The organism is Chryseobacterium rhizoplanae, from assembly GCF_900182655.1.
Classification (GTDB): domain Bacteria; phylum Bacteroidota; class Bacteroidia; order Flavobacteriales; family Weeksellaceae; genus Chryseobacterium; species Chryseobacterium rhizoplanae.
The window spans coordinates 1-24447 of sequence record NZ_FXTC01000001.1; the positions used below are offsets into that span (position 1 = coordinate 1).

Sequence of the window (24447 nt, forward strand, 5' to 3'; positions counted from 1 at the left end):
AAGACTTAATCTAAAAGGAAAGAGTCCGGTACAGTACCGAACTCTTTCATATAATAATATTGTTTAATTTTGTCTAAACTTTTGGGTGCAGTCTACACCCAGCGGAGTTTTTTATATTTTCAAAAAAATTATTCACCATCCCTTTCTCCCAAAGACTCTTTCAGCTTAATAAGCTCAGCTTTTACAAACTCAAGTCGGTCAATAAGGGTGATGGTTTCGGAGATTTTACTGTTTGTGGTCAGAGCAATACGGGCTCCGTCCAGCGTGTATCCTTTTTCTTTTACCAGATGGTAGATCATCTGAAGGTTTTTGATATCTTCAGGAGTGAAATATCGGTTGCCTTTTCTGTTTTTTTTAGGCTTGATAATAGGAAATTCCTGTTCCCAGTAGCGTATTAATGAAGTGTTTACATCGAATGCTTTTGCTACTTCTCCTATAGAATAATACAGTTTATCAGCTAAATTTATTTTCATTTTTCAACTCCTAAACTTCAAAGATAAAAATTTTTTAAAGTTTCATCCAAAATATATTACAAAAAGTGCGGTCAGACTTTATATAAAGGGAAAATATAAAGATAAAGCGGTCATGAAATAACTCTGTTTATTATAACAGATAGGAAGGGCTGCAGTATGCCAGTTCTTTTTTGTTTAAATTTGTGAATCCTTACCATACATATAAAATAAGTGATGAATCCTATCTCTGTTCTTCATATTGATCTTTTCCAGGCAGGTAAAAATACGTCAGATTTTTATTTTAATACGATGAAAGATCATTTGGTGGTAGGGCATCGTCACATAGAAAAGCCTCACAGACATGATTTCTATGCTGCTGTTCTTTTCACCAAAGGAGCAGGGGTACATGAAATTGATTTTCAGAAGTATGATGTTTCTGAGGGAAGTCTTTTCTTTCTGTCACCCGGGCAGATTCATAGTTGGGAGCTTTCAGAAGATATTGATGGTTATATTTTCTTTTGCTCTCAGGAATTTTATGAAATGCATTATGTAAATCAGAAACTGAGGAATTTTCCTTTTTTTGGATCTGTGTCTTTTCCTAGAAAACTTCAGCTGGATAGTTTGGAACTGAAGAAAAATATAACCTTATTTCAGGAACTCGGAGAAGAACATCATGCTAAAAATATAATGAAAGAAGGTCTTATTCTGTCATTGATGTCTCAGATCTTTATTAATTCCACCAGATTATTTTCAAAAGATTTTGATACACAGGCTTCTGCCGCCGGACTTTCCTATTTTAAGCATTATCAGGATTTTGAAAATTTGATTGAACAGCATTTTGCAGAACATAAATCGATTGCCCATTATGCCTCTTTATTGGGTATTTCATCAAAACATCTGAATAGAATTGTACAGACGGTTGTTCAAAAAACTGCTACAGATGTGATTACAGAAAGAGTGGTACTGGAAGCCAAAAGAATGTTGATGTATCTGGATGAAAGCCTGGTTGAAATTGCTTTCAGGTTGGGATACGAAGAATATTCCTACTTTGTAAGAGTATTCCGGAAAAGCTCCGGAATGACTCCCACGCAGTTTATGAGGAAATATAAGGCGTAATGAGTTCAAAGTTCAAGGCTTAAAGTTCAAAGTTGCTGGTTGTCATTTATTTGAAACATTTATCCATATTTCACAGCGTATTTTCCCTAATCCCTATTACCTGCAACCTAAAGAGCTAACTTAAAAGGTCCTTCAAAAGTTGTTTCAAATGAATCTACCAGTTTTCCTTTCTCATCAAACACTCCGATGACCATATTTTGTTTTGAAAACTTAATCTCATCTTCAGGGAAAGAAATGTTGATGTTTCCTTTCAGGATCTGGTCTCCTTTCAAGATGATTGTTTCAGAACCGAAATAAGTGATTTCTGCATTCGATGGAGTGATAACTTTGATGCTTAAAGTCTTTTTTTTATTAGATTTATTCAGAAGCGTATAAATAAAGGTATTGGTGATTTTACCATTTTTAACGAAAAATGTAGAGCCCGCTGGTTTGATGAACTTAGCCTCCATAGAACCCCGGTCATACATCAAGAATCCAAGGAACCCGATCAGCAATGCCAAAATGACGGTCGTTGCTTTCATTCTCGGAGTAAACCTGAACTTCTCGCTGTTTTCAATTTCTGATTCTGTAGCATAACGAACCAATCCTTTAGGTAAACCCACCTTTTCCATTACTTCATCACAGGCATCAATACAGGCTGTGCAATTCACGCACTCCAACTGCTGTCCGTTTCTGATGTCAATTCCCGTAGGACAGACAACAACGCATTGGTTACAATCTATACAATCTCCTTTGCCAGCCGCTTTTCTGTCTTCATTATTTCTCCATTTTGAACGGCCTTCCCCTCTTTTAAAATCGTAATATACGTTGATTGTCTGTTTATCAATTAAAACTCCTTGAAGCCTTCCGTAAGGACAAACCAGAGTACATACCTGCTCACGAAGCCATGCAAAAACAAAATAGAAAGTCATCGTGAAAAAGATCATCGTAATGAACTTTAAAGGATGTTCCGAAGGTCCTTCCTGCATAATCAGGAAAACCTGTTCATAGCCTACAATATACATAAACATGAAAGTAGAGCAGAGCAGGGAAATCAATATAAATACGGACCATTTTGTAAGTCTCTTTCTTATTTTTTCAGCATCCCATTCCTGTCTGTCGAGTTTCATCTGCTTATTTCGGTCTCCTTCTATCCAATATTCTATTTTACGGAAAACCATTTCCATAAAAAGAGTTTGGGGACAAAGCCAGCCGCAGAATATCCTTCCGAAAACTACGGTAAATAGCATTACAAAAATGACAGAGGTTACTGCGCCTAATGCAAGGATAAAAAAGTCCTGCAGGTAGAAAGGCTGTCCAAGGATAAAGAACTTCCTGTCGATGACATTGATGAGCAAAAAAGGATTATTGTTGATCTTTACAAAAGGCAGTCCAAAAAACAGGGCAAGAAGAAAATAGCTGGTATAATTCCTGTAGTTGGTGTATTTTCCTTTAGGCTTTCTGGGGAATATCCACTTCCTTTTTCCGGTTTCATCCATTGTTCCTACTGAATTTCTGAAATCTTCATTTTCAATTTCCAAAGACTTGATATTGTTGGACTCTGCGCTCATTGTTGTATGCTATAAAAGTATTTTAGTACTATTTTAAGCAGGATTCACCTTCTTTTTTGCATTGATTTTTTCATTGAAAAAAGCGATCGATCCTGTTACTGCAAAGCTCCGGATTATATCCTTTTACTACTAATATGATCTACTTCAAAAATAGGACAATTGGGACATTTTGTATTTATGATTTTTATTGTATCAAAACGGGAATATATTTTGAAACCTGAAGGCCATATTGTAAATTGCAGGTTTAAAAATGAAGCATGAAGAATATCTTTAAAATAAGCATGATTGGTTTGGTTTTCGCATTGGTAAACTGTCAATCAGTAAATTATAGTAAAATGTTTTATGAAGGAGTAAAGCCGGAAAGGGTTTCCGATACGTTCAGTTTCACAGAAGGACCATCAGCAGATAAAGAAGGGAATGTTTATTTTACCGATCAACCCAATGATAAGATCTATTATTGGGACTGGAAAAGTAATACAGTAACAGAATTCTTAGATAAGACGGGAAGGGCAAACGGAACGCACTTTGACAAAGATGGATATTTGATTACCTGCTCAGATGATCAGGGAGAAATCTGGAAAATTTCCAAAGACAAAAAAGTAGAAGTTCTGCTTAAAGGTTTTGAAGGGAAAAGGTTCAACGGTCCCAATGATGTATGGAATGATGAAGCTGGAGGAATGTACTTTACCGATCCATTATATGAAAGGGATTACTGGGTAGGATTTAAGCAGGAATTACCACACAAAAGTCTTTACTACAGGGATAAATCAGGGAAAGTAACCAAGCTGGATACATTTACCCAGCCGAATGGAATTGTAGGTAGTGAAAAACTGAAAAAATTATACCTTTCGGATATTGATGCCGGAAAAACCTATGTATATGACATATTGGGTGAAGGAAAACTGTCTGAAAAAAGACTTTTCTGCGAAATGGGCTCAGACGGAATGGAGCTGGATAAACATGGGAACCTTTACCTTACAGGAGATGGAGTACATATTTTTAACCGTTCAGGAAAGAAAATTTACCATATTCCTATCCCTGAAAAATGGACTTCCAATGTAACTTTTGGCGGAGAAAATAATGACATTCTTTTCATTACCGCTTCAAAATCTGTGTATACTTTTCCTACCAAAGTAAGGGGGATTAAATAATTTTTTTGTCATTGCGAGGAGCACAGCGACGAAGCAATCTCCTTTTCATTAAATATGAGATTGCTCACTTCGTTCGCAATGACAATAGAGTATCGAGTGGAGGGTTTAGTAGGCAACCTCCATTTTTACTTTCTTTCCTTTCAGTTTTTCGTTTTGCAGCTTTCTTAAAACAGCATTGACTTTACTTCTGGAAACAGCAACATAGGACGTGGTATCCTTTACTTCAATCAAACCGATATCTTCTTTCTGAAGTTCTCCTTTTTTGATAAGATATCCCACAACATCCACTTTGTTCACCTTATCTTTTTTTCCGGCACTGATATAAATAGTCTGAAAAGGTGTTTTTTCCGGAACTTTAGTAAATCCGGCAACATTTTCTTCAGGAGTATTATTTTTAATGAATGGGAAATTTTCGTCCTCTGTCATGATCAGATATACAAAACCTTTGGCATTCATCCTTGCAGTACGTCCGTTTCTGTGGATGAAAGCATCTTCTTTGGGAGGAAGCTGGTAATGTACAATAGATTCTACCTCCGGAACATCAAGTCCACGGGCAGCAAGATCCGTAGTAATAAGAATTCTTGCAGAATCATTCCTGAATTTCAGCAATGCACGTTCTCTTTCGTCTTGTTCCATACCGCCATGGAAGGTTTCTCTGTCGATTCCCATCTGATGAAGAAGTTCAGAAATTCTGTCAACAGCTTCACGGTGGTTACAGAAAATAAGAGTCCTTTTATTTCCTATTTTACAGATTAAATTAAACAAAGTATCCAGTTTTTCCTCAGAGATTGTCATTACTTTTCGCAATTGAATATCTGGTTTTACTTCACTTAGTTTTAAAAAGTCAATTGTTTTTTCATTTTTGAGACCAGTAAACGATGGAATTTCATCCATTGCAGTGGCTGATGTTAAAATTCTTTGCGAAAGCCCTTTTAATGAACCTGCAATAAACTCCATATCTTCATGGAAACCCAGCTCCAGCGCTTTATCGAATTCATCAAGAACGAGGGTTTTAATCGTTTTCGGATCGAAATTATTATTTCTCACATGGTAAGCAACCCTTCCCGGAGTTCCTATCAAAACTGCAGGAGCTTCAATTAAATTGTTAACCTCAATTTTTTTGTCATGACCACCGTAACATACAGATACTTTATAATCTGTTCCCATGGCTTTGAAAACCTGTTCAATCTGTAGAGCCAATTCTCTGGCCGGAACCAATATCAATGCCTGAACCCCCTGAGCATTTTTTTTCAGATTCCGAAGAACCGGGAATAAAAAAGCAAGAGTCTTTCCAGATCCTGTAGGGGAGAGTAAAACAATGTCTGTATTGTTTTCAGACGCATTATAAGTAGATTTCTGCATCTGATTCATATCCTGAATCTGCAGCTTCTGATAGATTGATTGTAGTTCCATGGTGCAAAGGTAGTGAATTTAAGCGGGTGCTGCGTGGGAGAGTTTGAGGGGTTGAGAGGGATAGGGGAAGTGCTGCTCTTCTTTAATTGTTATTGTTTTATTCTGGGGTACTGTCATTCTGAATGAAGCGTAGCGAAATGAAGAATCTCATTTTGTCCACCATTAGTTATAGGTGCTTCGTAACTACGTTTGTAAACTTTAAGCTTATGCTCAGCATGACAGCGAATATTGCTTCATTCTAAATTTAAAACAGTTAGTATTAGATATGTCTGCTGAGTGAAGCCGAAGCATTATTTAATCAAAATATTGATTTTTAAATATATAAGTTAAATATTAACGCGCTGAAACCTGTTGTTTATCTCAAATAAAATCCCTATCTTTGCACCCACTTTTGTGGCGAAAAGGTTTGATGGGTAAATTACTTACAATTAATTACTTCCGTATTTTTTAATCCGCATTTATTCAAACCATTAAAAAAGAAGGAATACAAATTTTTATTAGAAAATGTCAAAAGAGACAAATTCAGCAGAGGTTTTATTAAACCAAAACGTAGCACCAGAACAATTTGATTGGGATTCTTTCGAATCAGGTCTTGATGCAGATGCGAGAAAAGAAAAAAGCGATTTAGAAGAAATCTATAACGGATCTCTTAACAGCCTAAACGATAATGACGTTTTAGTTGGTAGAGTTGTAAGATTAACTGACAAAGAAGCTATCGTAGACATCAACTTCAAATCTGAAGGTGTTATTTCTCTTAACGAATTCCGTTACAACCAAGGCCTGAAAGTAGGTGACGAGGTAGAAGTAATGGTTGACAAGAGAGAAGACAAAACTGGTCAGTTACAATTATCTCACAGAAAAGCTAGAACGCTTAAAGCTTGGGATAAAGTAAACGAACTTCACGAAACTGGAGAAATCGTTAACGGTTTTGTTAAATCAAGAACTAAAGGTGGTATGATCGTTGACGTTCACGGAATCGAAGCATTCTTACCTGGTTCTCAAATTGACGTTAAGCCAATTAAAGATTACGATCAGTTCGTAGGAAAAACTATGGAGTTCAAAGTTGTGAAAATCAACCCTGAGTTCAAAAACGTAGTTGTATCTCACAAAGCATTGATCGAAGCAGATATCGAAGGTCAGAAAAAAGAAATCATCGCTCAGCTTGAAAAAGGTCAGGTTCTTGAAGGTACTGTTAAGAATATTACTTCTTACGGTGTATTCATTGACTTAGGAGGTGTTGATGGATTGATCCACATTACAGACCTTTCTTGGTCTAGAGTGAACCACCCATCTGAAATCCTAGAGGACGGACAGACTGTGAAAGTTGTAATCCTTGATTTCGATGATGAGAAAACAAGAATCCAGTTAGGTATGAAGCAATTAGAAGCTCATCCTTGGGATGCTCTTTCTGCTGACTTGAAAGTAGGTGATAAAGTAAAAGGAAAAGTAGTAGTTCTTGCTGACTATGGTGCATTCGTAGAAATCGCTCCAGGTGTAGAAGGATTAATCCACGTTTCTGAAATGTCTTGGTCTACTCACTTAAGATCTGCTGGAGATTTCGTAAAAGTAGGTGATGAAGTAGAAGCTGAAGTATTAACTTTAGATAGAGAAGAAAGAAAAATTTCTCTTGGTATCAAGCAATTGTCTAAAGATCCATGGGAAAACATCGAAGCTAAGTATCCGGTAGGATCTCAGCATGTAGGAACTGTAAGAAACTTCACTAACTTTGGTGTATTCGTAGAGTTAGAAGAAGGTATCGACGGATTAATCTACATCTCTGATCTTTCTTGGACTAAGAAAATCAAGCACCCATCTGAGTTCTGTGCAGTAGGTGATAAATTAGACGTTGTAGTTCTTGAATTAGATATCCAGGCTAGAAGATTATCTCTAGGTCACAAGCAATTGACTGAAAACCCATGGGATAAATTCGAAACTAAATATGCTGAAGGAACTATCCACGCTGGTAAAGCTGTAGAAGTTCACGATAAAGGAGCTTCTGTTCAATTCGAAGATGCTGAAGTAGAAGCATTCTGCCCTTCAAGATTATTAGAGAAAGAAGATGGATCTAAAATCAAAAAAGGTGAAGATGCTCAATTCAAAGTAATCGAATTCAACAAAGAATTCAAGAGAGTAGTAGTATCTCACACAGGTATCTTCAGAGACGAAGAAAAGAAAAACGTTAAAGAATCTTCTTCTAGAAACGTATCTTCTTCTTCAAACAACGAAGAAAGATCTACTCTTGGAGACATCGATGCATTAGCAGAGTTGAAAAGAAAAATGGAAGAAGGTAAATAATCTTTGAACCATTCATACATAAGGAGCCGCTCGTTTGAGCGGCTTTTTTTATCTCTATACCCTATTAAAAGTAAAAATATAATAATAGAAAAAATCAGATAATATAGCTTTTTCAAAAAATAATAATATAAGGTAAAATTAGATCATCATTGAAATATTACAATGATGTGTGATTTGGTTAATGAAATAATTACATCGTAAAGATCTAAAAATAGGTTAAATATAATGTGGTAGGCATAAATTTATGATGAGGTTCTCCTTATTGAGAAATATGTAAAGTAATATTAATCTGACAATTTTCAATGTATTCGTTTATATTTTTGTTTTTAATAAAAAAAATATTAAAGTTATGTGAATTATTTGTAGATTAGCGGCTTTAATAATGGATATGAAAAATAGAGCTTTACCCCTTTTATTTGCAGTATTTTCTGCATTTCCGACTGTATTGTTCGGACAGGATAATGAAAAACTGATTAAAGATTATATTTCTCAAAATAAAATAAGAGAATATAAAAAGTCTGATCTTAATAATATCATTGTTGATATTGTAGATCCTTCAAAATCCTTAAATGGTAATGTTGTGAAATTTTTACAGACTTATAATGGTTTACCAATTTACAGTTCTGTGGGAACAGCATTGATCAAGGACAATAAAATTGTTTATTATACGGACAATTTTGTAAAAGATTATACTGCATCTACTTCTGGTACAGCTGCTATTAATAAAAGCACAGCGCTTCAAAAAATTGCTGAAGACCTGAAAAATCCTGATATTGCAAATTTTACAATTCTTGAATATCTTGAAAAGACTCAAAAAAAAGCTACATCTGCCAATCAAAGACTTGTATATACCAACGACGAGAGCGGAAACTTACGCTTGGCTTATGAATATACCTTAACGGAACCAAAGACTCCGAATTACTGGAATATTTTAGTAGATGCCAACAATGGAAATATCCTGCTAAAAAATAACCTGACTTTATCTTGTAATTTCCATCATGATGCTTATAGCTCAGATGCTGAGTACGGCCATGCTGATCATTTTGAAAATACCCTAATGGGGCCTCAAAATAATGTAGCACAGAATAACATTCCGTTACTTTTACCGGATAATGCATCATATAACGTATTTCCATTGCCAATTGAAGCACCTACTTTTGGTTCAAGATCAATCATTACTAATCCTTGGATCCTGAGTGCTTCTCCTGAAGGATGGCATTCTGACGGAACCAATCATTATACGGTTACAAGAGGAAATAATGTTTTTGCCTATGAAGATGCTTCAGGAACAGCTTTAACAGCACCTGATTATCTTACAGGAGCTCCGGCAGATGGTGGGGCTACAAGAAATTTTGATTTCCCTTTTAATATCAATGAAACTCCTTTAAATAACAGGAATGCTGCCATTACGAATTTATTTTATCTGAATAATAGAATTCATGATGTTTTCTATAAGTTTGGATTTACAGAATCTGCCAGAAACTTCCAGCAGAACAATTTTGGTAATGGACCTGTAGGAGGAGATGATGATTCTGTATATGCAGAGGCGCAGGATGGCAGCGGATTAAATAATGCAAATTTCTCTTCAGGACAGGATGGCTACAATGGTAAAATGCAGATGTACCTTTGGTCTCCGGTAGGAAGAGTATTTTATTATAATGCACCAAGTACTGCTATTTCCCGTACACCGGGGGCAGGAACTGCACAATTTGGTAATCCATTACCTATGAGCGGTATTACAGGAGATGTAGCACTTTCATCAGTTTTGGATGGTTGTACAGCTTTGCCTGCAAGTTCATTGACTAATAAAATAGGACTGGTTGAAAGAGGAACATGTTCTTTTGCTGTTAAAGTGAAAAACCTTCAGGATGCCGGGGCTAAAGCAGCGATTGTTTATAACAACGCAGTGAATGGGGCTACTATAGGTAATATGGCAGGTAACGATCCGACAATTATAATTCCTTCGGTGCTTATTACCAATGCAGAAGGAGAATATATCAAAACTCAGATGGCAGCAAGTACAACAGTAAATGTTACCTTGAAAGGAAATATGACTCCTGATGGAAGTTTTGATAACGGAATCGTAACTCATGAATATGGTCACGGAATATCCAACAGAATGACAGGGACAGGATATAACTGTCTGAATGCAGGGGTAAGTAAAGAACAAATGGGAGAAGGATGGTCTGATTTCTTTGCTTTAATGTTGACTAATAAAGCTGGAGACAATGCTACTGTGGCAAGAGGTACAGGTACTTATGCATTAGGTCAGGCGATAACAGGTGCTGGTATCAGACCTGCCAAATATTCAACAAGTCTTGCAGTTAACGGATTTACATATGGAGATACCAATGGAATGGAATATAATAACGGATCAGCAGTTGTTCCGGATGTACACTCTATTGGTTTCGTTTGGGCTACTATGTTATGGGATCTTCATTGGAAATATGTTGAAAAATATGGGTATTCTTCGGATGTCTTATCTACAACGCCTAACGGAAGTACAAAAGTATTACAGCTGGTAACAGATGCTTTGAAACTTCAGGGATGTAACCCTAGCTTTATTGATGGAAGAAATGCAATATTAGCAGCAGAGTTAGCAACTACCGGAGGTGTTGATAAATGTATGATCTGGGGCGTTTTCGCAAGAAGAGGTTTAGGAGTGAGTGCATCTGCGGGAGTGAAGAATAATATTAATGATCAGGTGCAGGACTTTAATGTACCGGAACAGTGTTTATTAGCGACCAATGAAGTGAATGGTGATAAAAATAAAAATATTTCTATCTATCCAAACCCTGCTAAAGACGAGTTTTATATCAACTTCCCAAGCAATACTCTTGGAAAAGTAAGTGTAGAACTTTATGATATGTCTGGTAAACTGGTTTCTTCTGAAGATAAAATTTCACCGGACGCTAAGAAAGCAATTTCTACAAGCAACCTGGTAAATGGAACTTATATGGTGAAAATCAAAGGACTTGGTTTTGAAGCCGCTTCAAAAGTAATGGTTAAAAAATAATTTACTTATATTTAATTTCAAAATCGCCACAAGCTTTGCTTGTGGCGATTTTGTTTATCTATCATTATAACACTTAAGATAGGTTTAATTTATATGTCGTAACTTTGCAGGCTGTAAAAAAAATTATGAAGAAGAAAAATATACTAAAAGGTGTTTTATTTGTAGGGATTGGAGCTAGTATATACGGTATGTTGGCCACTTTTGTGAAAATGGCTTACCATGATGGTTTCACAACTTCGGAAGTAACTACTTCCCAGTTTGTATTAGGTTTGACAGGACTTTTGATCCTCAATTTTATTCAGACTCTAACCTCAAAACAAAAATTATCGCTGCCAAATTCTAAAGAAGTCAGAATGTTACTGCTTGCAGGAACTTCTTTAGGAGGAACAAGCTTATTCTATTATATTGCTGTACAGTATATCAATGTTTCAATTGCTATAGTACTTTTGATGCAGTCGGTATGGTTCAGTGTGGTGGTGGAAAGTATTCTTACAAAAAAACTACCCAATGCAAGAAAAGTAATTTCTGTAGTTATCGTATTGTTGGGAACAGTTTTAGCCACGAATCTTATCAATATGGAAATTGAGCTGGACTGGCATGGAGTCTTCTGGGGATTGATGGCCGCTGCTTCCTATACTTTGACAATGTTCACATCCAATACGCTGGCAACCCATCTTCCGGTTTTCAGGAAAAGTATTATTATGCTGGCGGGTGGTTCTGTAGTGGTTTTTGCATTTTTATTCTTTGCACAGATCGGGCCTATGTATTTTGATGGTTTAAAATCATTATACTTGAATTTTACAGATAATACAGAACATATCCATTCATTCAATTATTCAATATTCCTGACATACGGATTTATCCTGGCTCTTTTTGGAACCATTATTCCGCCAATTTTATTCAATATCGGATTTCCAAATGCGGGGTTAGGTCTGGGAAGTATTGTTTCCTCACTGGAACTTCCGGTTTCCGTGACAATGGCCTTTGTTTTATTAGGGGAGAAAGTATTTCTGATTCAATGGATAGGAATTGCTTTGATCCTTTTTGCTATTGTTCTGATGAATTTACCTTCAAAAAAAGTGAAAGAAGTTTCGGTAGCAGAATTATCTTAGAAAAATATTTAAATAAAAATAACAGTTGAAACCGTTCCTTTTGGAGCGGTTTTTTTTAATTTTAATCTTTAAATAAAAGTTTGATGAAACATTTCAGAAATATAACGGCTGCTTTTGCGTTGATCGTGTCCGGTTTTATGTTTTCACAGGTAAAACCTCTGGATGCAATGCTTTCCGACTATAAATATCCTTATGAAGTTCATTTTCTCAATTTTAAGTCTCAGGGAGAGGATTTGAAAATGGCTTATATGGATGTAAAGCCACAAAAATCCAATGGAAAAACAATAATGCTTCTTCATGGAAAGAATTTCAACGGAGCATATTGGGAGAGAACAGCAAAGGATTTGTCTGCGAAAGGATTCAGAGTAGTAATTCCTGATCAGATCGGGTTTGGTAAATCATCTAAACCTCATTCTTATCAGTTTTCTTTTTCACAATTAGCAGAGAATACGAAAGGAATTTTGGATGAACTGAAAATTGATAAAGCAATCGTTCTGGGACATTCAATGGGGGGAATGGTAGCAACCAGATTTACACTATTGTATCCTGAAAAAGTACAGAAGCTAATTCTTGAAAACCCAATCGGGTTGGAGGATTATAAGACTTTTGCAGCATATCAGACAATCGACCAGGCGTATCAGTCCGAACTGAAAAATACTGCGGAAACCTATAAAAATTATCAGCTCAAATTTTATTATGATAACAAATGGAAAGAAGAATATCAGCCCTGGCTTGATCTGATTGCAGGATGGACGCTTCATAAAGATTACCCTCAGGTAGCCTGGGATGCAGCACTCACCTCGGATATGATCTATAATCAGCCGGTATGTTATGAGTTTAAAAATATTAAAGTTCCCACGCTGCTTATTATTGGAACAAGAGACAGAACGGCAATAGGGAAAGATAGAGCGCCTAAAGAACTTCAGTCAAAAATGGGACAGTATCAGGAATTAGGAAAGAAAACCCAGCGTGAAATTGCAGGCTCAAAACTTATAGAGATTGAGAACGTAGGGCATCTTCCACATATTGAAGTATACCCTCAGTTCTTTGAAGCTCTGTATAACTTTATACAATAAAATACTTGAAACATTAAGTTTTTATATGAAACTGGGCCTTCTTCTTCTTCATTTTCATCTTTGATGAAGCTTAACGATTCTTATTTTCTTTATTAAACTTAATGTTTCAAAATTAATTTTTCCTGTATTCAAAGAATACTAAAGTGCAAACTCCAATTCCAGAAAACAAGACACAGGAAATTCCTAAATTCTGTATAAAACCAATGCTTATCAATCCTAAACCTATCAGGATATAATAAATAAGTCCCAGCAAAGCTCCTGCACTTCCGGTTTCGTTTTTATAATGGATAAGTGCGGTACTCAGAATATTCGGGATTGCAATGCTGAATGCCATCACAATGAAGAAGTATGGAATTAAAAAGTATATCCCTTTACTCACCAGAATCCATACGAAAATTGAGGCGATACATGCGGTAAATGTGCTTGCTTCAACTAAATATTTAGGTTGTATGTTTCTCAATAACAGAAATCTGTTAAGTTTTGCTCCGGCAAATGTTCCGCCAGCTAATATAACACTGCTGTATCCGAAAATATAAGAAGAATAATGGTGCTCTTTGAAGATAAACGGAGCCAGTGAGTAGTAAGAAAACAGCAAGACATTAAAACTCATAATCAGTAAACAACACTTTATAATCGCTGGGTCACAAAGCATCCTCTTTAATAAGTCAGTTAAAATACTTATGTTGATTTCTTTTACTGAATGTTGAGTTTCTGAAATTCTCTTACGGGAAAGAATATAAAACAGTCCTGCAAGCAAACATAGTGTTATAAAAACGCCTTGATGTCCAGCAGAAGAAGCTAACAGTGATCCTGTAATCATTCCTATGACAGGGCTTATGGACAAACCAATTCCGATCCATGAAAATACTTTGCTGATATTGTTTTGATCATAAGTATCCCTTAGAATTGTTTGTGTAACAATAGAGCCCACAGATATTCCAAATGCAGAAATAATTCTGGCACTAAGCAGAATCATGAAATTGGGTGCAAAAACAGCTGTCAGTGTTCCAATTCCATAGGTAATAAGTCCGTATTCAAGGGATTTTTTCCTTCCTATTCTATCACATTGTACTCCCCAAAATGCCACTCCAAGAGCGAATGCTATAAAATATAAGCTGATCGTCAGGGCAGTAGATTCTTCTTTCACTCCGAATCGCTCCTGAATCATTGGTAAAACCGGGCTGTAAATGGTTTCCACAAACTGAGGAAGCATTATAAGTACAGTCAGCAGCCAAATGGGATTTGTCTTTTTCATTTTTTTCTACAAAGTTTCCAAAATTTCAATGTATATTTATAATGATATAAAAACAAAAAATATCAAAAATAAGACATGGCTGTATTGAAACAGAATGAAGAGTTTGATGCGGATTCTATCCGGGAAAAAGTAATTGGAATAGCTTCTGATATGGTGATGCATGATTCCGGCTTTCATTTTCATACAACAAAGGCTCAGTTGTTATATGCGCCATCTGGCTGTATGACCGTTACTACTTCTGACAGACAACTTGTTCTGCCTCCATTCAGAATGCTCTGGATTCCTGTCAATGAGACTCATAGGGTGAATTTCAGAAATATTGTTGCTTACAGGTCAATTTATTTTGATGAATGTTATGCAGAAAAATATATGAGCACCAGTCTTAGAGTTTTGCACGTCAATCCATTATTAAAAGAAATTATTGAAAGGATTTGCTTTTGGGAATGGTCAGAGCTCAGAAATGATCAGGTCAATCTGCTTAATGTGTTCTGGGATGAAATAAACGGGGCTCCGGAAGAAAAGCTGGAACTTAAAATACCGCAAGATAGACGTTTTAAGAAGTTTTCAGAAGAGTGGACTCTGCGTTATGCTATGCCGCCGATGTTGAAAGATCTTGCTGAAAAAACCGGAGCAGTGGAGAAAACAATCAGCCGTATTTTTAAAAAAGAAACAGGGTTGTCTTACCAGGAATGGAGGCAGCAGTGGCGGTTGCAGCGATCCATTGAACTTTTGGTGGAAGGTAATTCAATAGGAGAGGTGTCTCATATTCTAGACTTCTCTTCAGACAGTGCTTTTATAGATTTTTTCAAAAAGCAGACAGGCTCGACTCCTTTGCAATATCTCATAAAACATAGTAATATCTTTACAGGTGATAAAAGAGATTGGATAGATGAACCCTTCCAAACCCTGTCAAGGTTCTAAACATTGACAGGGTTGAATAATATGGATAATCTAGAAACAGGAAAAGGAACTTCAAATAGAGAATTAAAAAGAGTTTTAAACAAAAAAAGAGACTGTTTACGTGTAAACAGCCTCTTTTTGTATGTATTGTTGTCTGAATTATTTCTTCTTGTAAGCAGCGTCTTTGATTCTTGCTTTTTTACCTCTAAGGTCTCTGAAGTAGTAAATTCTAGCTCTTCTAACTCTACCTTTTCTATCAAGCTCGATTTTTTGAAGCGCAGGCAGGTTAATAGGGAATACTCTTTCTACACCTACATCACCACTCATTTTTCTGATAGTGAAAGTTTTTGTAGAACCAGTACCTCTTAATTGGATAACTGTTCCTTTGAAGAACTGAGTTCTTGTCTTTTGTCCTTCTTTAATTTCGTAATACACAGTAATTGTATCACCTGCTTTGAATTCAGGGAATTCTTTTTTAGCAATGTACTTGTCTTGTACGTACTTTAATAAATCCATTATTAATAAAATAAAATGTTAAAGCTAAGCAACTTACACGTTCTTCGTCAGAGGTTGAATAACAGGTTGCAAATGTACAAAATAGTTTTTGAATATGCCAAATAATTAATGTACTAAAAACTATAATTTTTTCATTCGGTTTTTGCTAAAAAATTAACGGTTTCTTTAAAATACCATCAGACAGAGTTTATATGGGAATTCTACTTTTGCCCAAAATAAAAAATCTTAACACCGATTTTTAAATTCCTGATTCACAACTTAAAACTATATGTTTTTTTAAACTAAAGCTATTATGAAACATTATTTCTTCTTTTTTTGTTTCGCGGTCCAGATGGCTTTCGGGCAGGTTTTGTTTCCCTATTTACAAAATCCAACCCCGAATTCTATGATCGTCAATTGGAAAACTGCTTCCAATAATGAAACAACCGTTATCTACGGAGATTCCCCAACGAATTTGAACGTAACAGTAACAGGAACTACCAATATCTTTTCAGATACAGGGTACAACAACAACTATTATTATCATACGGCAAAGGTTACCAATCTGCAGCCGAATACGAAATACTATTATAAGATAAAAACAGGTACCAGCGAGTCTGCCGTCTACAATTTCAGAACGCTTCCTCTGCCGGGACAGGCTGTAACGGCTAATGGAAAGATCCGTTTCCTTATTATGGGGGACAACCAGATTAAAGCTGAGCCCAGATATGATACGCTTACTTTGAATGCCTATAAAAAATTAAAAGAAAAATTCGGAGCCACTTCAGATCCGTCTGATAATGTTGCTCTTACTTTTATGGTGGGAGATCAGGTGGATGTAGGAACATTGGACCATTATGAAAATGTTCACTTTAAAAAGAATATCAAATTATCACCGTATTTGCCAATCCAGACAACTGTAGGAAATCATGAAACCTATGGAACGATGGGAATGAATTCTTACTATGCCCATTTTTATATTGATGAGATTAGTTATAAAGGGATAAGCTCAGGAAATGAGAATTATTATGCTCAGCAGGCTGGTAACGTTTTGTTTGTGAGCTTAAGCTCAGAACATACAGGATCAGCACAGCAAACATGGCTTCAGCAGATCTTAACAGCGGCTAACAATGATACTACAGTAGACTGGATCATTTCTTTAAGCCACAGACCTTATCAGGCTGAACAATATGTGGGAGATATCTCTACATGGGTAAGAGAAAATGCCGTACCGCTTCTGGTAACTTCTGATAAATATTTAATGCACGTGGGGGCCCACCATCATTTATACCACAGAGGACAGCTTAAGAATACACCGAACTATCAGATTATTTCCGGTGGAACGGCTTGGGATCAGTATTGGGGAATGTCTAATGAAAAGGATTTTGATGATGTTCAGAAAACCTTGACAGACTGGACATACCAAATTGTGGAAGTAGATGTTCCAACCGGAAAAGTGGATATTGAATGTTATTCTATCGGTGGAGTTTACAACAAGAAAAATAATGTACTGGTAGATTCTTTCCACAGGTATAAAAATCAGCCTAAACCGGCAAAACCATCCATTACAAACAATTTTTCAGGGGCTATTACTTTACCTTTGACATTGAATGGAAGTGCATTTGCCTCTTCAAATAATGAACTTCTGAACACAACGCAGTTCCTGATCAGTAAGACATCCACTTTTTCTGTGATTGAAAAAGAATTTTACCGCGATTTTGAAAACTGGTTCGGAAAAGACGGAAACGGAACTCCGGATAAAACCAAAAACCTGAATGATGGAGTAGACATTACAAAAGCAACATTGGCTGCTAACTCTATTCCAAACGGAATCTATTACGTGAAAACGCGTTACAGAGACAGAAACCTGGAGTGGAGTGACTGGAGTGATGTAAAGCAATTTGAAATCACCGGAAGTGTTGTTTCAAATCCTACATTTACTTTAAATAAAACAGAATACGCCCAAAATGAAGCCATTACTGCTACTTTCACCGGAGGTCCGGGGAATCAGCAGGATTGGGTAGGAATTTATAAAAAAGGGCAAACGCCGGCCACTACTACTTCACAGGTATACAGTTATACTAACGGACAGGTAGCAGGAACAGTTACTTTTAATAATGGTATGGCTAATAAAGGTCAGTATTTTGCAGGATTTTTTGCAAATGGTGGTTATACAGAAATTACTCCAAGAAAAAATTTCTATGTAGGACCGAAAGTTCAGTTGCAGACAACTTCTGATACGTATCCGGTAGGAGGAACAGTTGTTCTTAATTTTACAGACGGACCCAACTTACAGAAAGACTGGATCGGGATTTATAAAATGGGACAGACTCCGGGAACTACAGCTTCTATCAAATGGAGCTATGTAACGACTGCATCAGGAACGCTTAATTTCACAGGACTTCCGAAAGGATATTATTACGCTCAGTATCTGCTGGAAGACGGATATAATGGAATCGGGGAGAAGGTATTCTTTAAAGTAGGGGATATCGTGACCGATCTTTGGATCAATAAACCGGTATATACTTTAGGTGAAAATATTACGGCTTCATGGACAGATTCTCCGGGAATTATCAAAGACTGGTTAGGAATTTATCCTCAAAGTGTTCAGACACCGGATGATAACTTCGTTTCTTATACCTATTTTGACGGAGTAACTCAGGGAACAAAAACCATCCAGGGAACAGCAGTTCCTGCCACACCAGGAAACTATTATATGGTCATGTTTACCAATGATTCTTATACGGAAGTTTCAAACAGAGTACAGTTCCAGGTAACTTCACCAACATTAGGAACTGAAGAAACCAGAAGTACAGAGAAAAATGTAGTGTTGTACCCAAATCCGACCAAACCGGGACAGCCTACTTTTATTAAGAGTGATTACCCGATTGAGAAAATCGAATTGGTTTCAGCTTCAGGAGAACTGCTTTATGTATCGAAAAATATCAATAACCAGCGTTTCTCTTTGGTGAATGAAAACCTTCCGGCAGGCGTTTATTTTGTAAAAGTACACGGAAGAAAACTATTTACTTTAAAGCTGATCATTCAGTAAGGTAAACTAAACACAATTATAACGGAGAGGCTGTCAGCAATGATAGCCTCTTTTTATTAATGCAAATAATCATAAAATTACCCATAATTATCTGTAAAAATCTTCCATCTGTGGTTAAATAAAAAAGCGATTCCAAAAAAATGAAACCGCTTTTGATATATAGTTGTGGTAATTAGTCAAATAGATGGTACAGGTTATCCTCGCTGATCAGTGTCTGGTTTTCAGCAGAAGCATTTTCCTCCTGAGCGTCGGCCAGCGTTTTAGTTTCCTGAATGAGCTTTCCATCCATATTATAAAGTTTTAACAAGATCCATTTCCCGCTGCGTTCAAGTTCTTTAGCCCCATCCCATGTTTTTATTCTGATTTTTCCGCTTTGAATAACACCTGCTTTTACAGAAGACTTATTGGCGGGCTTTCCTTTTACATACTGTGTGATTTGTGCTGTGAAGGAATAATCTTCCCCGTCTTCACTGATAGGTTGTGTAAATGTATATAAAATAGTGCCTTTTGGGTCATAAACAGTTGCATCATAGCCTGTTTGTTTAGCATTCAGCTTTTTTTCAAAACTCAGCTTTGTATTAGCACCTTCAAAAAAGTTTTTGATATTTACAATAATACCTTCCTTATAGATTGTTTCATTAAAGCCTTCATAAGTAGTACCATTATAAGGGATACCATCTTTATATGTCAATGTAGATTTCAGCTTTCCATCCGGTGAATAATATTTAATTTCCTGAATGACATCATCTTTTAAAAATTGCTCGGAGGATAACTTTTTGTCTTCATCAAAGTATTTACTGATTACCTTTGAGCCTTTTTCATAAGTATCAATTGAAGAAATCTGTGAATATTCATAGGCCAGATGATAATCATCCCCATCCATTGGATTATAAATATCATTTTCCTTATCATATTGGTATACCAGATGACCTATTTTTTTACCCGACTCATCATAAGTGGTTTTATAGCCATCTTTTTTATTCATTTTCTGTTCCTGTAAGATCTTTCCGCTTTTGCTATAGATAACGCCTTCCTTTACACTGCCGTCCTTTCTGTATTTTTCTATTTTAGAAATCCTCATTGGGCTGGAATAATAATCCACCACCATATTTTCACCCGATCCGGAGGTCGTATTGCTGCCAAGATATCTTCCTTTTTCACCGTAATATTTTGTTTCAGTGCTGCTGTCCTTATCAGTGATGGTTTCATTTCTGATCCCTTTAATGTCACCATCATAAACGGTTGTTTTTACAGGCGCTGAGTTTTCATATTCAATCAGAATATTAAAATCCATTCCATCCTCAGCGTCTTTATAGCTGAACATCTTTCCTGAAAAATTTCCATCAGCTTTATAGACCAAATCTTCTGTCAGCCTGCCATTCATATCATAAGTCTGGGCAGGGCCAACCTGCTGTCCGTTGGAATAGGTGGCGAAATTCAAAACCTTTCCTTCAGGAGTGTACCAGGTTACTTTTCCGTCAAAAACTTCACTGTTTGGAGTTGTGTCAGAAGCCAGACCTTCCATCTGTAGTTTGCCGTCTTTATAGTAATCCTTGATAAGGGTGAGCTTGCCTTTAGGAGTTGTTTCACGGTAATATTCCATGTTGTCCTGAGTGGTCTTTTCCCAGTTTTCATCGAAATAAGTTTTTTCCTGTGCATACACATTGATGCTGAGTACCAGGGCAAGTAATGCTGAGGTAAATAATTTTTTCATGTTTTTATTTAAAGTTTGATTTTGATATAATTAATGTGATGATACATATTGAAATGTTTCTCTGAAGAGATCAGAAGAAGTAAAGGGCAATCATGCTCTGCCGTAAAATAATTTTTATATTAAAGTTGTGTTTAAAATCAATGATATCCGAAATAAAATAGACTGTATTTCTGGATTTGAAGCCTCAAATATAAATCAATTAGATGAGAAATACCATAAAAAATGAACAGATCTGTTCATTTTTATTGATAAAATTCTGACTTTTAAAGTTTTAAATATTGAAAAAAAGGATTCAATTCAGGACTATTTCCGGTCGCAGGATATACCGGAAAATTTATTAAATTTAGCCAACAGAAAAATCTAATATTTCATGATAGATAAAAGAGTAAAAAATGCAAAGGAGGCCATCGAAGGAATTCAGGATGGAATGACATTGATGCTTGGCGGATTCGGACTTTGCGGAATTCCTGAAAACTCAATCAATGCTTTGGTAGAAAGTGATGTGAAAGATCTTACCTGTATTTCAAACAATGCAGGAGTAGATGATTTCGGATTAGGATTACTGCTTCACAAAAGACAGATCAAGAAGATGATTTCCTCTTATGTAGGAGAAAATGCTGAATTCGAAAGACAGATGCTTTCAGGTGAACTGGATGTAGAACTTACTCCACAAGGCACATTAGCTGAAAAATGCAGAGCTGCCCAGGCGGGAATTCCGGCTTTTTATACCCCTGCAGGATACGGAACTGAAGTAGCAGAAGGGAAAGAGGTAAAAGAATTCAAAGGAAAGCCTCACATTCTGGAGCATGCTTACGAAGCAGATTATTCTATCGTAAAAGCATGGAAAGGAGATCATGCCGGAAACCTTATCTTCAAAGGATCTGCAAGAAACTTCAACCATCCTATGGCGGGTGCTGCGAAGATCACCATTGCTGAAGTAGAAGAATTGGTAGAACCGGGACAATTGGATCCAAACGAAATTCATATTCCGGGAATCATGATTCAAAGAATTTTCCAGGGAGAAAAATTTGAAAAAAGAATTGAGCAGAGAACAGTAAGAACTAAAGAATAAGCTCAGATAATAAATAAAAAGCGCTGAAAATATTTTCAGCGCTTTTTTTATGCTTGAGGAACTTGTGTTTTCCTTTCTCCAATTTGTTGTCGCCACATAGCATAGTAAAGTCCTTTTTCGGCAATCAGATTACTGTGGGAGCCTGTTTCTACTACCTGCCCGCGTTCAAGAACATAGATCTTATCAGCATGCATAATCGTACTTAAACGGTGTGCAATAAGTACTGTAATCTGCTCTCTTTCTTTTGATATGTCTTTGATAGTCGTAGTAATTTCTTCTTCAGTAATACTGTCCAATGCAGAAGTAGCCTCGTCAAATATCAGAAGATGAGGCTTTCTTAAAAGAGCCCTTGCGATCGCTATTCTTTGTTTCTCACCACCACTCAGCTTCAGACCACCTTCACCAATAACCGTTTCAATTCCTTTCTCTGCCCTTTCCAGCAATGCAGTACAGCTCGATTTCTGTAAAGCAACAGCCAGTTCCTCTTCAGTAGCTGAAGGATTTACGAAAAGAAGGTTTTCTTTAATCGTTCCTGCAAATAATTGGGTATCCTGTGTTACAAAACCAATCTGATTTCTCAGTTCATCAAAATCAAATTCCTTTCCATTAATTCCATTGTAAAAAATATTCCCTTCCTGAGGCCTGTACAATCCAACCAGCAGTTTTACCAATGTACTTTTCCCGGAACCACTCGGTCCAACGAAAGCAATGGTTTCTCCATTTTTAAGATCAAAAGAGATGTTATTTAAAGCTTTATACTGGGCAGACTGATGTTTAAAAGAAACGTGTTTGAATTCCAGTTCTTCAATAGCACCAATTTGTTTCGGATGAAGAGGTTTTTCTTCTACTTCTTTTTTCATTAAACGGTCAAAATTCTGAAGAGATGCTTCAGCTTCACGGTAAGAAATAATAATATTTCCAATCTCCTGCATTGGTCCAAAAATAAAGAAACCATAAAACATCAGAGAAAGGTACTGCCCCGGAGTTACAATATTTTTAAAAATCAAATACAATAAAGTCAGGGTAATCATCTGCTGGAGAAAATTCACCATCGTTCCCTGGATAAAACTTAAAGAACGGATACTTTTCACCTTTCTTAATTCAAGACCAAGGATTTTATAAGTATTGTTATTCAAACGGATCACTTCCTGATTGGTTAATCCTAAACTTTTGACAATCTCAATATTTCTTAAACTTTCTGTAGTACTTCCCGCCAAAGCTGTGGTCTCGGTAACAATGTTTTTCTGAATTACTTTTATTCTTTTACTCAATAAATTTGTAACAATAGCAATAAAGAAAATTCCACAGATATACACCGGCATAATAGACCAGTGTAAACGGATCGCATATACTGAAACGAAGATAATGCTCACCAGGATCCCGAAAAATATATTGATAAAATTAGTAATGAATTTCACCGTATCTTCTCTTACTTTTGTTAAAATAGACAAGGTTTCACCACTTCTCTGATCTTCAAATTCCTGAAAAGGCAACGCCATAGAATGCTTTAACCCGTCTGTAAATATTTTCGCTCCAAATTTTTGGGTAATCACACTTACTACATAATCCTGAAAAGCTTTTGCAATTCTACTTATCATGGCCGTTCCGATAAGGAGTCCCAGAAAATAAAAGGCACCATGATATACAGAGCTTCCGTATAGGTATTCGTTAAGGTTTCTGGGCAGTAGTTTTTCTTTATCAAAAAAATTAGGATGAGTAACCAGCTGATCAAGGATGTTTCCTGTAATAGCCGGTGCAAATAAAGAGAAAACCTGGTTAATAGTAGCCAAAAATAATGAAATGAGAATCAGCCACTGATAAGGTTTAAGATATTTAAAAAGTATTTTCATTCTGTTAAAATAATGAGGCAAAATTACAGATATTATTTTAACTAACAGTGTTAATTATTGAATACAACAAAGCCCTTTTGTATTCAAGTGAAAATAATTAAATTGCAGTCTAAGTTTTTATTATGCTTACAAAAGAACAAATTGCCAAAAGAATTTCAAAAGAACTCAAAGATCGTTATTATGTAAACCTGGGAATTGGGATTCCTACTTTGGTTGCCAACTATGTTCCGGAAGGTATTTCCGTAGAATTTCAGAGTGAGAATGGAGTTTTGGGAATGGGGCCTTTCCCTTTTGAAGGAGAAGAAGATGCTGATATCATCAATGCCGGAAAACAGACTATTACTATTTTAGAAGGAGGTTCATTCTTCGATTCAGCATTCAGTTTCGGGATGATCCGTGGTCAGAAAGTAGACCTTACCATCCTTGGAGCAATGGAAGTTTCTGAAAACGGAGATATTGCCAACTGGAAAATTCCCGGAAAAATGGTGAAAGGAATGGGTGGTGCAATGGACCTTGTAGCTTCTGCTGAAAATATTATTGTTGCAATGATGCACGTAAACAAAGCGGGAGAAAGTAAAATCCTTAAGAAATGTACACTTCCTTTAACAGGAGTTAACTGTGTGAAAAAAGTAGTTACTGAATTAGCTGTTCTGGATGTAACTCCGGCTGGTTTCAAACTGGTGGAAAGAGCACCGGGAGTTTCAGTAGAAGATATTATTAAAGCTACAGAAGCAGATCTGATCATTGAAGGTGAAATTCCTGAAATGCAGTTCTAATATGTTTACAATTACAATATAAAAAAGTTTCGGCCTCACTTTGTGAGGCCGAAACTTTTTTTAATGACATAGGAGATCGTAGCGTCAAAAAAATAACTCCTGTGAACGTTAAGAAAATTCTCCTGTCCGAAGCGCGAGACAAATTTAGAACC

General features: G+C 36.2%; 17 protein-coding genes. 10 read left to right on the forward strand and 7 right to left on the reverse strand.

Annotated elements, in window-relative coordinates:
• Nucleotides 1-128: 128 nt before the first annotated feature.
• On the reverse strand, nt 129-473 hold the full coding sequence (locus FN817_RS00005) for a MerR family transcriptional regulator (protein WP_047423629.1): 345 nt from the start codon (nt 471-473) through the stop codon (nt 129-131).
• 213 nt (nt 474-686) lie between these two features.
• Here FN817_RS00005 and FN817_RS00010 point away from each other — a divergent pair, with 213 nt between their 5' ends.
• On the forward strand, nt 687-1568 hold the full coding sequence (locus FN817_RS00010; protein ID WP_142716162.1) for an AraC family transcriptional regulator: 882 nt from the start codon (nt 687-689) through the stop codon (nt 1566-1568).
• Between the two features lie 107 nt (nt 1569-1675).
• On the opposite strand, the gene ccoG is transcribed toward FN817_RS00010, so the two are convergent.
• Nucleotides 1676-3118 (reverse strand): cytochrome c oxidase accessory protein CcoG, encoded by a 1443-nt coding sequence (ccoG, locus tag FN817_RS00015; protein ID WP_142716163.1) that lies wholly within the window; start codon nt 3116-3118, stop codon nt 1676-1678.
• A gap of 257 nt (nt 3119-3375) precedes the next feature.
• Here ccoG and FN817_RS00020 point away from each other — a divergent pair, with 257 nt between their 5' ends.
• A complete protein-coding gene (locus FN817_RS00020) occupies nt 3376-4269 on the forward strand; it encodes an SMP-30/gluconolactonase/LRE family protein (protein ID WP_142716164.1) in 894 nt (297 codons plus the stop codon).
• 105 nt (nt 4270-4374) lie between these two features.
• Here the strand turns inward: FN817_RS00020 and FN817_RS00025 are convergent, their stop codons facing one another.
• Entirely contained in the window at nt 4375-5682 is a 1308-nt protein-coding gene (locus FN817_RS00025; RefSeq protein ID WP_142716165.1) for a DEAD/DEAH box helicase, read from the reverse strand.
• A gap of 504 nt (nt 5683-6186) precedes the next feature.
• Here FN817_RS00025 and rpsA point away from each other — a divergent pair.
• The 4 genes from rpsA (at nt 6187) to FN817_RS00045 (ending at nt 13181) form a co-directional block, all read left to right on the forward strand.
• A complete protein-coding gene (gene rpsA / locus FN817_RS00030; RefSeq protein ID WP_047376953.1) occupies nt 6187-7977 on the forward strand; it encodes a 30S ribosomal protein S1 in 1791 nt (596 codons plus the stop codon).
• A 388-nt stretch (nt 7978-8365) separates the two neighbouring features.
• Nucleotides 8366-10993 carry a T9SS-dependent M36 family metallopeptidase gene (locus tag FN817_RS00035; protein ID WP_228451428.1) on the forward strand — a complete coding sequence of 876 codons (2628 nt, stop codon included), beginning with the start codon at nt 8366-8368 and terminating at the stop codon, nt 10991-10993.
• A gap of 125 nt (nt 10994-11118) precedes the next feature.
• On the forward strand, nt 11119-12105 hold the full coding sequence (locus FN817_RS00040; RefSeq protein WP_142716167.1) for an EamA family transporter: 987 nt from the start codon (nt 11119-11121) through the stop codon (nt 12103-12105).
• A gap of 83 nt (nt 12106-12188) precedes the next feature.
• Complete coding sequence (locus tag FN817_RS00045) at nt 12189-13181, forward strand: alpha/beta fold hydrolase (protein WP_142716168.1); 993 nt, start codon at nt 12189-12191, stop codon at nt 13179-13181.
• A gap of 112 nt (nt 13182-13293) precedes the next feature.
• Here FN817_RS00045 and FN817_RS00050 read toward each other — a convergent pair whose 3' ends face one another.
• Nucleotides 13294-14436, reverse strand: coding sequence for an MFS transporter (locus FN817_RS00050; RefSeq protein WP_142716169.1), 1143 nt, complete (start codon nt 14434-14436; stop codon nt 13294-13296).
• 75 nt (nt 14437-14511) lie between these two features.
• On the opposite strand from FN817_RS00050, the gene FN817_RS00055 reads away from it, so the two are divergent.
• Nucleotides 14512-15357: an AraC family transcriptional regulator gene (locus FN817_RS00055; protein ID WP_142716170.1), complete on the forward strand. Its 846-nt coding sequence runs from the start codon at nt 14512-14514 to the stop codon at nt 15355-15357.
• A 138-nt stretch (nt 15358-15495) separates the two neighbouring features.
• On the opposite strand, the gene rplS is transcribed toward FN817_RS00055, so the two are convergent.
• Nucleotides 15496-15852 carry a 50S ribosomal protein L19 gene (rplS, locus tag FN817_RS00060; RefSeq protein ID WP_047376947.1) on the reverse strand — a complete coding sequence of 119 codons (357 nt, stop codon included), beginning with the start codon at nt 15850-15852 and terminating at the stop codon, nt 15496-15498.
• Nucleotides 15853-16144: 292 nt separating this feature from the next.
• Between rplS and FN817_RS00065 the strand changes: the two genes are divergently transcribed.
• Complete coding sequence (locus FN817_RS00065) at nt 16145-18883, forward strand: fibronectin type III domain-containing protein (RefSeq protein WP_142716171.1); 2739 nt, start codon at nt 16145-16147, stop codon at nt 18881-18883.
• 172 nt (nt 18884-19055) lie between these two features.
• On the opposite strand, the gene FN817_RS00070 is transcribed toward FN817_RS00065, so the two are convergent.
• Nucleotides 19056-20597, reverse strand: a complete 1542-nt coding sequence (locus FN817_RS00070; protein ID WP_142716172.1) for a toxin-antitoxin system YwqK family antitoxin — start codon at nt 20595-20597, stop codon at nt 19056-19058.
• Between the two features lie 370 nt (nt 20598-20967).
• On the opposite strand from FN817_RS00070, the gene FN817_RS00075 reads away from it, so the two are divergent.
• The gene (locus tag FN817_RS00075; protein WP_047423619.1) at nt 20968-21669 is read left to right on the forward strand and encodes a CoA transferase subunit A; all 702 of its coding nucleotides are present in this window, start codon (nt 20968-20970) and stop codon (nt 21667-21669) included.
• A 47-nt stretch (nt 21670-21716) separates the two neighbouring features.
• Here FN817_RS00075 and FN817_RS00080 read toward each other — a convergent pair whose 3' ends face one another.
• Nucleotides 21717-23519 carry an ABC transporter ATP-binding protein gene (locus FN817_RS00080; RefSeq protein ID WP_142716173.1) on the reverse strand — a complete coding sequence of 601 codons (1803 nt, stop codon included), beginning with the start codon at nt 23517-23519 and terminating at the stop codon, nt 21717-21719.
• Nucleotides 23520-23641: 122 nt separating this feature from the next.
• On the opposite strand from FN817_RS00080, the gene FN817_RS00085 reads away from it, so the two are divergent.
• The gene (locus FN817_RS00085; protein WP_002980639.1) at nt 23642-24295 is read left to right on the forward strand and encodes a CoA transferase subunit B; all 654 of its coding nucleotides are present in this window, start codon (nt 23642-23644) and stop codon (nt 24293-24295) included.
• The last annotated feature ends 152 nt before the right edge of the window (nt 24296-24447 follow it).